The organism is Pandoraea terrae (assembly GCF_902459695.1).
GTDB classification, from domain to species: Bacteria; Pseudomonadota; Gammaproteobacteria; order Burkholderiales; family Burkholderiaceae; genus Pandoraea; species Pandoraea terrae.
Genome location: NZ_CABPRZ010000002.1, coordinates 146,046 through 160,421 on the forward strand (window position 1 = coordinate 146,046; position 14,376 = coordinate 160,421).

The following is a 14,376-nucleotide window of genomic DNA, read 5'->3' on the forward strand; positions in this document are numbered from 1 at the left end:
CCTGGGTCGACCCGAGCCGAAGGAGCCGCGATGAAAATCTTCAAGCTGCCCGACCTGGGCGAAGGACTGCAGGAAGCCGAAATCGTCACATGGCATGTCAAGGAAGACGACACCGTCGTGGTCGACCAGCCACTGCTTTCCGTCGAGACCGCCAAGGCCATTGTCGAAATTCCGTCGCCGTACGCGGGCCGCATTGCCAAGCGGTATGGCAAGGTCGGGGAGCTCGTGCACCTGGGCGCGCCGCTGGTCGGATTCGAAGGCGCAGGCGAGGATGCCGACGCGGGCACGCTGGTCGGTGCGATGAAAGTCGGCACGCAGGTCGTGGCCGAGACGCCGGCGTCCCTTGGGCATGGCGGCGCGGGGGTCAAGGCGGTGCCGGCCGTCCGTGCGCTTGCGCGCCAGCTCGATGTCGACCTGTCGATGGTCACGCCTTCGGGGCCCGACGGCGTGATCACGGCCGCCGACGTTCGGCGTGTCGCCAAGACCTTGGCCGACGTCGGCCCGGCCGAGACGCTGCGCGGTGTGCGGCGAGCGATGGCCCAGAACATGGCGCGGGCGCAGAGCGAGGTGGCCGCGGCCACCGTCATCGACGACGCCGATATCCACGCGTGGCCGCCCGGCACCGATATCACGATCCGGCTCGTGCGCGCCCTGGTGGCGGGATGCCGCGCGGAACCGGCGCTCAACGCCTGGTACGAAGGCCACACGGGGCGGCGCCATGTGCTCGACCACATCGACGTGGGCATCGCCGTCGACCTGCCCGAGGGGTTGTTCGTGCCCGTGCTGCGCAACGTCGGCAATCGCGACGCGGCCGACTTGCGGCGCGGCCTCGATTTGATGCGGGCCGACATCCGGGCCCGCAAGATCGCGCCGGAGGAACTGCGCGGCAACACCATCACGCTATCGAATTTCGGCATGATCGCCGGCAAGTACGCCGCCCCGATCGTGGTGCCGCCCACGGTGGCGATCCTTGGCGCTGGCAGGATCCACGAACAGGTCGTGGCCGTGGACGGGGCCCCTGCCGTACACCGCGTGCTGCCGTTGTCGCTGACCTTCGACCACCGGGTGGTCACGGGCGGCGAAGCGGCGCGATTTCTCGCGGCCGTGATCGCCGACCTGGTGCTGCCAACCTGAGCGCCGTTACGGGCGGGTGTCCGCATCCGGCTTGGACCGGTGCCGCGTTGCGTGGGCTTCGTGGCGCCTGTCGTTCCGGGACAGTATCGGCGTTTGCCGGCGGCGGCGCCCCGTGACGATGTGCCAGAACAGCAGCGGTGGCGTGCCGAATCCGGCGATCCAATGCCCCCATTCCGTTACGCTGCGAACGGCATCGCCGCCGAAGTAGTACAAGCCGTATCCGGTCACCGCAAGCATACCGAAGACCAAGGCCGTGACCCCTCCGGCCAGGCGGTTCCGGCGGTTATGCCAACCGTGCAGCATGTGACCATGGAGCATCGTCCCCGCAAAATAGAGGATTCCCATGGCGGCGGCCCCATGGAGTTTCATCGCCCACGGCTCAAGCGGGCTGGGCATCGCGTCGTCCACACGCGTCATATGCACGTAAAGCCAAAGCGTGCCGGTCGCGAATAACGCGGCGATGATCAAATACAAGGCGTAACGCCTGACAGCACCGAGTCGCAATGACGGCCTGAGGTGCCTGGATGAATGGGGAGGAGATTGCATAACGCGTCAAGGGCCGGCGAAGCGGTAGAAGACCACGCGCGCGCGGTGGCGGTCAAGCAGCGGGTGGCTTGTCGCCCGCACAGCAAGCACAAATTTCGTCAGTGCGTCGGCCATCATGCAACTTGGCGCGATGATACTCGCGCCCTCCCCCAGCGGCAACGGCAAGCGCGTTACCCCGTCAATCAGTGCCGATACGGCGCTCGTGCCCTTCGCATTGAGGCCGCTCGTCGCGGAACTGGCCAGGGCCGCGTTGAGGAGCGAGGTTGCCGATCCGATGCGTCCCGGGTCAGCCGGGTCTCGCAAATGAATCGTTGCCGGTGTCTCACCGTGGTGGCGCAGATCGCCGCCCGCGTTGACCAGCGCATCGGCCACGCCGTATTGGGCGAGAACCGCCGTCGCCCGATCGACGGCGTAGCCCTTGGCGATGCCGCCCAGATCGATCAGGCAGTCCATGCTTTTGACCACCAGATCGCCTTCCAATGACCACGGGTCTGCCGGGGTGTCGCCGGAAAGCGGAACGACATTTTGCGCGGCGGCGGGCAGCAAGCCCGATTGCACCAATTCGCGCGCCACGGTGCAGTCGAAAACGCCCTGCGATTCGACGGATAAACACCGTGCCGCGCGCAACACTTCCGCCGTGCGCGAATCGACCCGGGTCGGGGCACCCACCGCCGCACGATTGATGCGACTGACATCGCTTTCGCTATCATGAAAACTCATGAGCCGATGTACGGTCGCCAATTCCGCGAAGGCGCTCGCGAGTGCCCTTTGGGCATGCTGCGCATCTTCAGCCCTCACGGCGATATCGACGAGCGTGCCCAGCAGCGGCTTGGCGCGGCGGACGATCGACATGCCGGCGACTTCCTGCACCGTCGGCGCCTCAGTGTTTGACAAGCACAAGCTGAACGAAACTCGCAATACGCCTTATCCCGTCAGTCAGGTGAGTACACGAGAGCGTCGCACCGCTGATGTTGTCGATATCGTTGCCGATACGTAAAGGCGCGCTGGCTGTCTTGCCAAAAAACTGCCTGCGCCATGCCTTCGTGCGCACCTCGCCACCATGTTCTTCGCGATACGAGAGAATTTCGACATCCTTGATCGCACCGTCGGTCCCGAATGCGACCGCATAGTTGATCAACTGGAATTTGCCGATGACCGCGTCGGTCACCACGTAACCCAATACGGTCTCGCCCTGCATTGCCGCGAATACTTTCCATGAGACGCTATTGATCACGCCGCCGGCATGCGCGGCGATTTCTTTCATCTTGTCAGGCGTCAACACGACGGGCTGCGGGACGAATGCTGTGGCCTCCGGAAACATCAGCTTTTGCGCATCTGGCGCCGACATGTAGTCGGTCGCAAAAACGGCTGTCGGAACGAGCGCTGCCGCCGATGCGGCACCAGCCACGATCGCCACCGAAACAGGGAGCGGGTAATAGCGCATGGAATTCCTTAGAATTGCAAGCCCAGGCCGAGATCGATCCGCGAAAAATCACGATTGACCTTGAAGCGCTGGTAGTCGATCTTGAAAACCACCTTCGGGTTCAAATAGAAGTTGGCGCCGATCGTGACAACCGTGTCGCGCGGGCTCGGGAACCCGTCCGGCGTCGTGGAGGCACCCGCCGCAATGCCTTCGTAGCTGGCCGCCATGTTGTACCGCTCGTAACGCAGGAATGGTGCGACGCGATATTCGCCGCTTTGCCACAGGTTATACGCCGCCTGCGCATACCAGCCATAGAATGACGCCGGCAGCGGGTTGGTCGCCCCAGGGTTCAACGCGTTGGCTTCCGCCGTGTGCGTGAACGAACCGTGCGCGTACAGCGCCGAAAAATCCCACTTGCCCGGCTGGTAACGCACGTGCGTTTCCCACAGATTGACGCGTTCATTATTCGGGACGTCGGGGATGCTGCGGACAACGCCACCCGTGAAATACGACCCGCCGACCGTCAACCCGGGCAGTCCGCGATAGTTCAGCGCCACGAACTGCGACAACTTCTGCGCATTCGCGCCAGCCAATTCCTGGTGGGTCGCCTGCATTGGCGCCACGCTATTGTTGATGAGTTCCAGTGCCGACTGATATTGCGGCGACGTGGGAGAGAAATTCCATTTCGACAGATCGAGTCCGGTGGTCAGGCCGACATTCCAACCCAGGCCGAAATCGGTATCACCGTAGAGTTGCACCCCACCTTCGCGCCAAGTGCTCGGAATAATCAACGTCTCGACGAAATTTCGCTGCACGCCGTAGAAGTTGGTCGGCTCATGATTTTCGTTCAGCAACCCCGCCGGGATCAGGAACAAGCCCGCTTTCGCGCTGATCTTGTCATTGAATTTGTGGTCGACATAGAACTGCTCGACCTCGAACTCGCCCACGTCGCTAGCCGACGTGATGGCATGTTCGATTTCGAATTCAGAGTTGAAGCGCGTCTTGTCGTCGAATTGGTAGCCGATGCCGAAAACGGCACGTGCAAGATCCGCGCGGGTCAAGTCCGAGCGGCGCGTCGGGCGCGCGTAATAGATTTCGCCATAACCCCACAGCGACACGTTCTCCCACGGGCTGATCTTCGCTTGCGCCTGTTGCGCGGCTTGCGTTGCCGCCGCGACTTCGGTTTGCAGCTGTTGCTGTGTCACGACGGTTTGCTGCGTCTGTTGCGCCGTTTGCTGCTGTTGCGTGGCGAGCGTTGCATTCTGCTGCTTCATGTCCTGAAGCTGCTGCCTCAGTTCAGCGAGCTGTTGCGACAAGTCGTCGACTTTCGCTTCCAGCTTCTTGACTGTGGCTGGCGAGGATTTTCCCGATGCGGCGCTGGCCGCGAGCGAAGCGCCCGCGTTGCCGAGCGCCGCGAGAACCAGCAGCGCGCGAGCCGCCAGATTGAACGACGTGTACTTCATTTGTCCCCTGCTCATGATCACTCGTCTCACGACGAAAATAGAATGGATGTCGAAAATGCCACCCATTCCTGACGGCAGGAGATGTTACTGAGAATTATTTTTATTATCAATATTTTTTTAACTCAGGGGAACTTTTTGAAGGATCTTACTCGACGACCTCGAGAACGCCTTCCATACCGCGCTCCCGGTGGCTCTTGAAGAAAAGCAGCCGGTTGGGGCAGTAGAACGGGTACTTGCCGGCAGCCTTCGGCGTGAATGCGAACGTGGTGGGCTCCTGGCCCAGGGATTCGTCGATCGACACGTCCGAGCCCGGAATCTTGAGCACGAAGCGATGGGGGATGATGCCTCGCTCCACGCTCACCGTCAGGGCAACGGGGGTGTTGACCTTGACGACGACGTGTTCGGGGCGAAAGTAATAGTCGCCGCCGACGATCGTGATGTGTTGCACGCCGTCGGCGGCGACGGCGGCGACACTTGGCGCCGCGTCAGGCGCAGCGCCACCCGGCCCTGCCCCCTTCGCGACCGCGGCAACGGACGCCAAACACACTGCGGTCACGCAAATCCATCTGACGTTCATGATGCCCCCTGAAATCACGGTTTGGGAACGGCGCTTGCCAGCCCGCCTGCCTGCCATAGCCGACTTCAACAGCGGCCGGTTCGGGCAAATGGCCGACTGACTCCCGCCTGTCCGGGCGTGTTGGCAATGAAGGCAAGCATCCAGTGTATCCCTCAGCCGCCTATTTCCAGTCACTCGGTTGTAGAATGATGCAGGCATTGCGGATGGAAGTGTGAGTCCCCGTCGCGGGGACCCCATCAACACCTGAAGTCAGATTCGGTCAAGAAAGATGGCAAAAACCGAAAGACACTGGATCTCCCGCCTGGGCAGCGGCATGTGGCAGCGGCTGTCGGCGTCATCGTTGGTGGTCGCCGCGTGCGGCGCGATGATTGCGGTCGTCATGGTCGGCCTGTGCGCAGTGGTGTTGTATCAGGGCCGGCAAGACGCGCAGGACCACACGCGCGACACATTACGCGATATCGCGCTGATCGCTCAACGGGACATCGAGCGCAATTTCGAACTGTATGCGCTGTCGCTACAGGCTGTCGTCGATGGCGTCAAACAACCCGAGGTGATGGCGCTCCCCCCCCGCCTTCGCCGCGAAGTGCTGTTCGACCGCGCCACGACCGCGAAATATCTGGGCTCGTTGCTCGTGCTGGATGCCCAGGGCAACATCGTCATGGACTCGGCAAGCGACACACCCCGGCAAGGCAATTTCGCCGACCGCCCCTACTTCACCGTGCAGCGCGACCACCCGGATACCGGTTTATACATGAGCGATCCTTTCCAGTCGCGGTTGAGGGATGGGGCGATGAGCATTGCACTCACGCGACGCCTTTCCCATTCGGACGGATCGTTCGCCGGCGTGGTGCTGCTGGCCGTGAATCTCGAGTACTTTCGCGACTTGTTCGCCGGCTTGGCCCTCGGGCCCCATGGATCTCTGTCGTTGATCGGCCGGAATGGCGTCATGATCATGCGGCAGCCGTACGACCCCAAGATCGTCGGCCGCAATATCCGAGGCGCGAGGACATTCGAGCGTTTTATTTCGGAACCGGAGGGAAGCTTCAGCGAAACGGCCTCGATCGACGGCGTTCGCCGGCTCTACTGGTTTCAGAACTTTCCAAACGCGCCGCTGATCATCATGACGGCGGCGGCCGAGCAGGATTTCTATGCAAACTGGCGCCGGCGCGCAGTGACCATCGGCTCGCTCATGGTGGCTTTCGGGGTGGCCTTCATCGCCCTTTCCATGTTGCTGAGCGTGCAGCTGCGCCGTCGAATGCGGGCGGAATCGGAACTACAACTGCTGGCGCGGACCGACGGCCTGACCGGGCTGAATAACCGGCGCAGTCTCGGCGAGATCCTGGACCAGGAGTGGCGTCGCGCCAAGCGTACGAGGAGCGTGATGTCATTGCTGTTCGTCGATATCGACCGGTTCAAGGCCTACAACGACACCTATGGGCATCAGGCCGGCGACGATGCCCTGGCAGCCGTGGCACGGTGCATCACCGGAAACATTCGTCGTCCGGTCGATACCGCGGCGCGCTACGGTGGCGAGGAGTTTGTGGTCGTCCTGCCCAATACCACCCCGGACGGCGCGACCGAGATCGCCGAGCGGATCCGCACCGCCATCTGCGAGTGCGCCATCGAGCATGCGGGCAGTGAATACGGACGCGTCACCGCCAGTATCGGCGTCGTGAGCCGGGAACCCTGCGCCAATGACGATCTGACTGCCGTGATCAAGGCCGCCGACGAAGCGCTCTATAAGGCGAAAATGACCGGACGCAATAAAGTGTCCCATTTCGGGGTGTCGTGAGACCGCCGGTATGAGGGTAAGCACGGCCGAAATAGTATTTGCGGCAGGCGCAAAAATGTCATTGACTGAAGAAGATGGCAGTACCCGAAACCGCTCACATACAGCGAGAGTTACCACCTTGGACGGTTCCTGTAGTCGATCTTTGATCAATCGCATTGCCTGAACGGCAAGCCGGCCCGCTCGTTTTCCTCAGCCGCCGTCTTGCCCCCAAGGCAGACGGTGCGCGTCGCAAGTTATCCCGCACCGAATGGAAGCGCAATCGCGCGCACGTCGTCTGGCGCCGCACGGTTGCGCACAGGTTGGCGTACGTGCGCCGGTTCGCGCAAAGGAGGTGTCATGTCTGGCAGTGACCCCGTTCCCTTATGCCCGGTTTTGCTTTCATGCATTCCCGGGGTGCCGGCCATGCTTCCAACGTGACGTAAGGACACGGGCGTTGGATCTTCCGGCATCCCACAAGCCACGAAGATCCGACAATGACAACTTCGACAGAAATCTTTCAGCCCCGTGAAGCGGTCCTTGACGACGCGCATGTGGGCGACATCCATGGCGCCTTTGGCACCATCGCACGCCACGACGTCGGCCCGCGTAACGGCTGGCTCGCGCGCTTGCGTACGCTGCTTGCCATCCTCGGCCCCGGGCTGATCGTGATGGTCGGCGACAACGACGCGGGGGCTTTCGCCACATACACCCAGGCAGGCCAGAACTACGGCACCACGCTCTTGTGGACGTTGCTGTTGCTGGTGCCTGTCCTCTATGTCAACCAGGAAATGGTGCTCCGGCTCGGCGCGGTCACCGGCGTTGGCCACGCGCGTCTGATTTTCGAGCGCTTCGGCAGGTTCTGGGGCGCTTTCAGCGTGATCGACCTGTTTGTCCTCAATGCGCTGACCATCGTGACCGAGTTCGTCGGCATCACCTTCGCCGTCGGGTTCCTCGGCGTCTCGCCCCTGTGGGGTGTCGCCATTGCCGCGTTGCTGACCATGGCGGCGGTCAGCACGGGGAGCTTCCGGCGGTTCGAGCGTTTTGCGATGGTGCTGGTATTCGCCAGCCTGCTCCTGGTGCCAGTGTTGGTGGCCGTGCATCCGCCCATGAGCCAGGTGGCGCACGATTTCTTCATCCCCGGGTGGCCGTCCGGCGGCAAGCTCAGCGAGGTGATGCTGCTGGTGATCGGCATCGTCGGGACAACGGTTGCGCCCTGGCAGTTGTTCTTCCAGCAAAGCTATGTGGTGGACAAGCGCATCACGCCCCGCTTCATCCGCTATGAAAAGGCCGACCTGTGGATCGGCATCGGGCTCGTGATGATCGGGGCCGTGGCGATGATGGCGTTCGCCGCCGCGCTATTCCATGGCAAACCTGAATTCGGGAACTTCACCGATGCGGCAGGCGTGCTGGCCGGCCTTGAAAAACACGTTGGCCGGGCGTCGTCCGTGATCTTTGCCATCGCGATGATCGATGCGTGCATCATCGGCGCGGCGTCGGTATCGCTGTCGACCGCTTACGCCATCGGCGACGTTTTCGCCATCCGTCACTCGCTGCACCGGGGTGTGGGCGATGCCAAGGGCTTCTACCTCGTGTACTTCGGTCTCGTGTCCGGTTCGGCTGCGCTGGTCCTGGCGCCGGGCGCGCCGCTGGGCCTGCTGACCGAGGCCGTGCAATCCCTCGCCGGCGTCCTGCTGCCGAGCGCCACCGTGTTCCTGTTGTTGCTGTGCAACGACCGGACGGTGCTGGGTCCATGGGTCAACTCGACGCGCCTGAACCTGTTTACCGGTGCAGTGATCTGGGTACTCGTGATGCTTTCCATCATCTTGACCGCGTCAGTCATCTACCCCGATATCGCCGGCAAAACGATTCTCGGCATTCTCGGCGGCGGAACGGTACTCGCTGCCTGCGCGGCCGCGCTGACCGCAGTGCTGCGAAAGCGCAGCGATGCTGGCGCCCGCGCCTACCGTCCACAGTACAGCCGTGCCTTGCGCGCCCAATGGCGCATGCCGCCGCTCGATCGGCTGCCGCCGCCGCGTCTGACGTTGACGACGCGCATCTGGATGGGCGTATTGCGGGCCTATTTGCTCATCGCGGCCGGACTCGTCGTCGTGAAGATCGGGCAGATGATTTTTGCCCACTGAACGCGCGCGACGCAGGCGCCTCCGCGTCCCGGCCATGACACCGCATATTCATATTGCGTGCGGCGTCATGGCAACGGAACCGTCGCACAATTCGCTTGACCGTAGCGTCGCGGCGCGAGTAACATTCGCGCCAGTCAAAATTGAATTGGGGAGTTCCCAAATTGGATTGCAGTAGTTGCCCGTTACCGTTTCCCCGGTAAATCCGGCCTGACGTCCGCCCCATTCTGTGGCCACCGTCTCGCCGGAGTGCGAGAGGGTGCGCCGTCAAGTTGTTCGCGCATCACCTTTCCCTAGTTTGACCCGTCTGCCCGGCAGGCGCACGCGTGTGCGCATGCCAGGCGTCATACGCATGCGGCGCATCATTGGCCGCACGCCGGTTGCCGCGCGCCGGTTTTTCGCGGGCGCGCCGGGCAGGCTTTGTCTGCCCGCATCTTGCCACCCACGGGCTATGCCGCATTTGCGCCGGCATGGACTGATTGAACGGAGACGATCGTGACTGACAGTGACAGTTGTTGTTTATGCCCCGACCTGATCAATTCGCCTTTACCTCCCGTCAGGCGTCGCCGCCCCGAATTTATTGTCGTCCCGCCGCTACGCGCCTAGGACGAACGATCGGCGGTGCCCGCGGGAACCCTCGCTGGAGTACTGCCATGAAATATTATCTGCTGCTTTCCGACCTTCCCCAGTCGGTCCATCAAGACCTCTTCCCGGTCAACGCCTATGAATCGGTGCGTCCGCGCGGCTGGACCGAGCGCATTTACGGCTTGATCCGGACGCTGCGGCGTTTCGCCTGACGCTTGTGCCGAGGCGCACGTTACCGCTTGCTTCATAGCGCATTTCTCGACTGAATCCGTCGCGCGTTCCGTTACGCGCGCCGTCACCGATGACCCGCTGACCGAACCCCATTCGGCCAACCCTCGTACGCCCCGGGGACGTGCGGCCTGAGCGCGGCATTCCGCGCCGGCAGCAGGACAACGGGTTATCGGGGACGGTGGATTCATACGCGCAACATGTGCTGCAACCACACTGATAAGTATTCCAATCCAGAGTTGTCACCATGTCCGTATTCCGCTTACCACGCCGCAACAAACGTCTGGCCGTTGCCAGCGTCACGCTCGCCGTCGCGCTGGCCTGCGCCGTGCCGGCGCTTCGCCTCGTTTCCACGGCGAGCCACGCTTCCGCGCAGCGCGATGACGACAAGCCCGTCATCCTGATCCGGGACGGCGACAAGATCGTCGTGCCGCCACAATCGGCGTTGCGCGAGCGCCTGGCCGTACAAGCCGTCGGCACGCGCGACCTGCCCCACAGCCTGCCCCTGCCCGCCGCCGTCGAAGCCGATCCGGCGCGCACGTTCAACATCCTGCCACCGGTGACCGGCCGCGTGGTCGAATTGAAGGTGCGTCTCGGCGACCGGGTCGTCAAGGGACAGCCCCTCGCCGTGATCGACTCGGGCGATCTGGCCCAGGCGTTCTCCGACGACGACAAGGCCCGCGACGTGCTGCACCGTGCCGACAACACCCTCAAGCGCGTGCGCGCGCTGCGCGAAGCCGGCGCCGGGGCATTGAAGGACCTCGAGCAGGCCGAGAGCGACTTTGCCCAGGCCCAGGCGGAATACGCCCGCACCGAAACGCGGCTGCGCGGCATCGGCGCCGACATGCAGACGCACGGCCGCCGGCTGGTCCTGACCGCGCCGAACACCGGCAGCGTAACGGCGCTCTCGACCGCGCAAGGCGCCTACGTGAACGACCTGACCGCATCGCTGATGACCGTCGCCAACCTTGACGCCGTATGGGTGACGGCCAATGTGCCCGAGAGCAATCTCGCCCAGATTGCGAAAGACCAGCCCGTGGACGTCACCTTTCAGGCCTTCCACGGCCAGACATTCCACGGCACCGTGTCGTTCGTCAGCGACGTGCTCGATCCCGACACACGGCGCGCGAAGGTGCGGATCAGCTTCGCAAATGCCGACGGCAAGTTGAAGCCGAACATGTTTGCCACCGCGACGTTCTCGGTGCCGCAACAACGCTCGGTGTTCGTGCCGAATTCGGCGCTGCTGATGAACAACGACAGCACCGTGGTCTGGGTCGAGACTGCACCGTGGATCTTCGTCAAACGTGCAGTGCAGCCGGGCTTCGGCGAAGACGACGGCGCCCGCATCACCGCCGGTCTGGCCGCAGGCGATCGTATCGTCGTCAAGGGCGGGGTGCTTCTCAATGATTAATCGTCTCATCACCCTTTGCCTGCAAAAGCGCGTGGTCGTCTGGATCGTCGCGCTGCTGGTGACCGCGTTCGGCTACTACACGTGGACCCAGATGGCAGTAGAGGCCTACCCCGACATTGGCGACGTGACCGCGCAGGTTTCCACGCAGGCGCCCGGCCTCGCGGCCGAGGAAATCGAGCAGCAAATCACCGTGCCGCTCGAACGCGCGCTGGCCGGTACGCCCGGTGTGGCGTCGATTCGCTCGTCGTCCACCTTCGGCCTGTCGCTGATCACGCTCGTGTTCCGCGACGGCGTCGAGGATTACTGGGCGCGTCAGCGCATCATGGAGCGTGTCGGCCAGGTCACCACGTTGCCGTCGGGCATCACGCCGGGCCTCGATCCCGTCACCGGGCCGGCCGGCGAGATCTATCGCTACACGCTCGAATCGGACACTAAGAACCTGATGGAGCTGTCGGAGCTGCAACGATGGGTCGTGATCCCCGCGCTGCAGCAAGTGGCCGGCGTGGTCAACGTCGACAATTTCGGCGGTTTCACCATGCAGTACCAGCTCGAACTGGACCCGCCCCAGTTGCAGCGCTATGGCGTGGGGTTGAACGACGTTACCACGGCGATCAACAACAACAGCGCGAACGCCGGCGGCAGCCGCATCTCGCGCGGTGAGCAGGGCTACGTGATTCGCGGCATCGGCATGGTCCACACGCTCGGCGACCTCGGCAACATCGTGGTGACGCAGCGTAACGGCGTGCCGGTGCTGGTGCGCGATCTCGGACGTCTGACGTACAGCCATCAGGAACGCGAAGGTATTCTCGGCAAGGACCGCAATCCCGACACGATCGAAGGCATCGTCCAGATGCTCAAGTATCAGAATCCGTCGGAAACCCTCAAGGGCGTTCACGCCAAGGTCGAGGAACTGCGCAAACAACTCGCGCCCCAGGGCGTACGCATCGTGCCGTACATCGATCGCGACGATCTGGTGCAAAGCACGGTACATCAGGTTTCGCATACGGTGATCGAAGGCGTGGGCCTGGTCTGCCTCGTGCTGATCCTGTTTCTCGGAAGCCCGCGCAGCGCACTGATCGCGGCGGCGACGATCCCGCTGGCACTGGTGGCCGTGTTCATCATGATGCATTTCACGCACATGCCTGCGAACCTGTTTTCGCTCGGGGCGATTGACTTCGGCATCATCGTCGACGGCGCCATCGTCGTGACGGAAACGATCCTGCGCCGACGCGAGGTCGATCCGACCGCCACCCTGACCGAATCCGACGTGCTCGGCGCGACCACCCAGGTGGCGCGGCCGATCCTGTTCGCCACATTGATCATCATTACCGCGTACCTGCCGCTGTTCGCTTTCGAGCGGGCCGAGGCCAAGCTGTTCTCGCCGATGGCGTACACCGTCGCCTATGCGCTGCTTGGTGCGCTGCTGTGCACGTTTACGCTGGTGCCGGGGCTCGCCTACGTCGCCCTCAGGAAGCCGCGCAAGATCTTCCACAACAAGCCGCTGGAGCGTCTGCAGGCAGGCTTCAGGCGCTCGCTCGAACGCCTGCTCGCCGCGCCGAAGGTATCGTACGCGGTCGGCGTTGCCGCGCTGGCGGCAGTCGTCGCGCTCGGGTTCTCGACCGGCCGGGAATTCCTGCCAGACCTCGACGAAGGCTCGCTGTGGCTGCAGGTGCAACTGCCGTCCGGGCTGTCTCTCGACAAGGCGAGCGAGATGGCCGGCGAAGTCCGCAGCGCAGTACTAGCGTTTCCGGAAGTCTCGTATGCCGTCACTCAGCTTGGCCGCAGTGACAGCCAGGCCGATCCGTGGACACCGTCGCACATCGAGGCACCGGTCGGCCTGAAACCGTACAACACCTGGCCGAAGGGCGAAAGCAAGGCGGATTTCGTGCGCAAGCTCAATGCGCGGCTGCAACAGATTCCCGGCATCTCGGTAGGCATCAGCCAGCCGATCATCGACGGCATCAACGACGCCGTGGGCGGCGCGCACAGTCCGCTTGTGATTCGCGTGGTCGGCAACGATTTCAATGAACTGCGCCGCATCGGCAGCGATATCGTGAAGACACTCAATACCGTGCCCGGCACTGCCGACGCATCGATATTCCAGGAGCCGCCGATTCCGCAGATCGTGGTCGATATCGACCGGGCGGCCGCCGCGCGCTATGGCATCAATGTGTCGGACATCACCAACCTGATCCAGACCGGGATTGGCGGCGCATCGGTCAGCCAGGTTTACGTGGCGGACCGGACGTACAGCGTGACGGTGCGTTTCCCGCCGCGCACGCGTAACAGCCCGGAGGCGCTCGGCAGCCTGTTCATCACCGCCTCGGGCGGCGCGCAGATTCCAGTGTCGTCGCTGGCGAAGATCCGCTACAGGAGTGGCGAGGCGACCATCTCGCATGAGATGGGCAAGCGCGTGTTGATCGTGCGGATCGACTACCGTGATCGCGATCTGTCGGCCTACCTGGCCGAGGCGCAAGCCAAGATCGACAAATCGGTCAAGTACGACCACGGCAAGTATGCGTTGTCATGGGGCGGGCAGTTCGAGAACCAGCAACGGGCGCAAACACGCCTGACGCTGATCATGGGGCTGGTACTCGCGTTGATGCTGGTGTTCCTGTTCGCCGAGTTCGGCCGGCTGCGGCAGGCCGTGCTGATTCTTGGCGTGGTGCCGCTGGCCACGCTGGGCGGGCTGTTTGCGCTGCGCGTGACGGGCGAAACACTCAACGTCGCCAGCGCCGTCGGCTTCATTGCGCTGTTCGGCGTGGCGGTGCAGAACGGCATCATCATGGTCGCCAACATTAACCGTGTGCGCGAGCAAGGCGTGCCGCTGCGCGAGGCGGTGATATCGGGCGCCGAAGAGCGCTTCCGTCCGGTATTGATGACGGCCACGGTCGCGACCGTCGGCATGCTGCCCGCCGCCATGGCCAGCGGCGTGGGCACTGACGTGCAACGCGCCCTGGCCACGGTGGTGGTGGGCGGCCTGGTCGTCGCAACGCTGCTCACCCTGTTCATCCTGCCGACCTATTACTACACGCTCGAGCGTTACGTCGAACGCCGTCAGGCTCGCCAGGGCCAAAACCTGCAACCGCTGGAGGCATGA

Annotated in this window: 11 protein-coding genes; 6 read left to right on the forward strand and 5 right to left on the reverse strand. The window is 63.3% G+C overall.

Translation table 11 applies throughout. The annotated features are described in order from the left end of the window. Window positions 1-30 precede the first annotated feature (30 nt). A complete protein-coding gene (locus tag PTE30175_RS02765) occupies window positions 31-1,134 on the forward strand; it encodes a dihydrolipoamide acetyltransferase family protein (RefSeq protein ID WP_150695523.1) in 1,104 nt (367 codons plus the stop codon). A gap of 6 nt (window positions 1,135-1,140) precedes the next feature. Here PTE30175_RS02765 and PTE30175_RS02770 read toward each other — a convergent pair whose 3' ends face one another. The 5 genes from PTE30175_RS02770 to PTE30175_RS02790 form a co-directional block, all read right to left on the reverse strand. Further along, window positions 1,141-1,608, reverse strand: a complete 468-nt coding sequence (locus PTE30175_RS02770) for a hypothetical protein (RefSeq protein ID WP_150695524.1) — start codon at window positions 1,606-1,608, stop codon at window positions 1,141-1,143. Between the two features lie 78 nt (window positions 1,609-1,686). After that, window positions 1,687-2,574, reverse strand: coding sequence for an FAD:protein FMN transferase (locus tag PTE30175_RS02775; RefSeq protein WP_224788568.1), 888 nt, complete (start codon window positions 2,572-2,574; stop codon window positions 1,687-1,689). After that, on the reverse strand, window positions 2,561-3,124 hold the full coding sequence (locus PTE30175_RS02780; RefSeq protein ID WP_150695525.1) for an FMN-binding protein: 564 nt from the start codon (window positions 3,122-3,124) through the stop codon (window positions 2,561-2,563). The genes PTE30175_RS02775 and PTE30175_RS02780 overlap by 14 nt, the downstream gene beginning before the upstream one ends. Window positions 3,125-3,132: 8 nt before the next feature. Continuing rightward, window positions 3,133-4,581 carry a porin gene (locus PTE30175_RS02785; RefSeq protein ID WP_224788569.1) on the reverse strand — a complete coding sequence of 483 codons (1,449 nt, stop codon included), beginning with the start codon at window positions 4,579-4,581 and terminating at the stop codon, window positions 3,133-3,135. Window positions 4,582-4,711: 130 nt separating this feature from the next. After that, the gene (locus PTE30175_RS02790; protein ID WP_150695526.1) at window positions 4,712-5,143 is read right to left on the reverse strand and encodes a cupredoxin domain-containing protein; all 432 of its coding nucleotides are present in this window, start codon (window positions 5,141-5,143) and stop codon (window positions 4,712-4,714) included. Between the two features lie 313 nt (window positions 5,144-5,456). Here PTE30175_RS02790 and PTE30175_RS02795 point away from each other — a divergent pair, with 313 nt between their 5' ends. From PTE30175_RS02795 to PTE30175_RS02810, 5 genes are all read left to right on the forward strand, one after another. Further along, a complete protein-coding gene (locus PTE30175_RS02795; protein ID WP_150695734.1) occupies window positions 5,457-6,935 on the forward strand; it encodes a sensor domain-containing diguanylate cyclase in 1,479 nt (492 codons plus the stop codon). A 473-nt stretch (window positions 6,936-7,408) separates the two neighbouring features. Continuing rightward, the gene (locus tag PTE30175_RS02800; RefSeq protein WP_150695527.1) at window positions 7,409-9,055 is read left to right on the forward strand and encodes an Nramp family divalent metal transporter; all 1,647 of its coding nucleotides are present in this window, start codon (window positions 7,409-7,411) and stop codon (window positions 9,053-9,055) included. A 650-nt stretch (window positions 9,056-9,705) separates the two neighbouring features. Continuing rightward, on the forward strand, window positions 9,706-9,849 hold the full coding sequence (locus tag PTE30175_RS28135; RefSeq protein WP_191628796.1) for a hypothetical protein: 144 nt from the start codon (window positions 9,706-9,708) through the stop codon (window positions 9,847-9,849). A 263-nt stretch (window positions 9,850-10,112) separates the two neighbouring features. Then, window positions 10,113-11,276, forward strand: coding sequence for an efflux RND transporter periplasmic adaptor subunit (locus PTE30175_RS02805; RefSeq protein WP_150695528.1), 1,164 nt, complete (start codon window positions 10,113-10,115; stop codon window positions 11,274-11,276). Then, window positions 11,269-14,376 (forward strand): efflux RND transporter permease subunit, encoded by a 3,108-nt coding sequence (locus PTE30175_RS02810; protein ID WP_150695529.1) that lies wholly within the window; start codon window positions 11,269-11,271, stop codon window positions 14,374-14,376. Before PTE30175_RS02805 ends, PTE30175_RS02810 begins: the two co-directional genes overlap by 8 nt.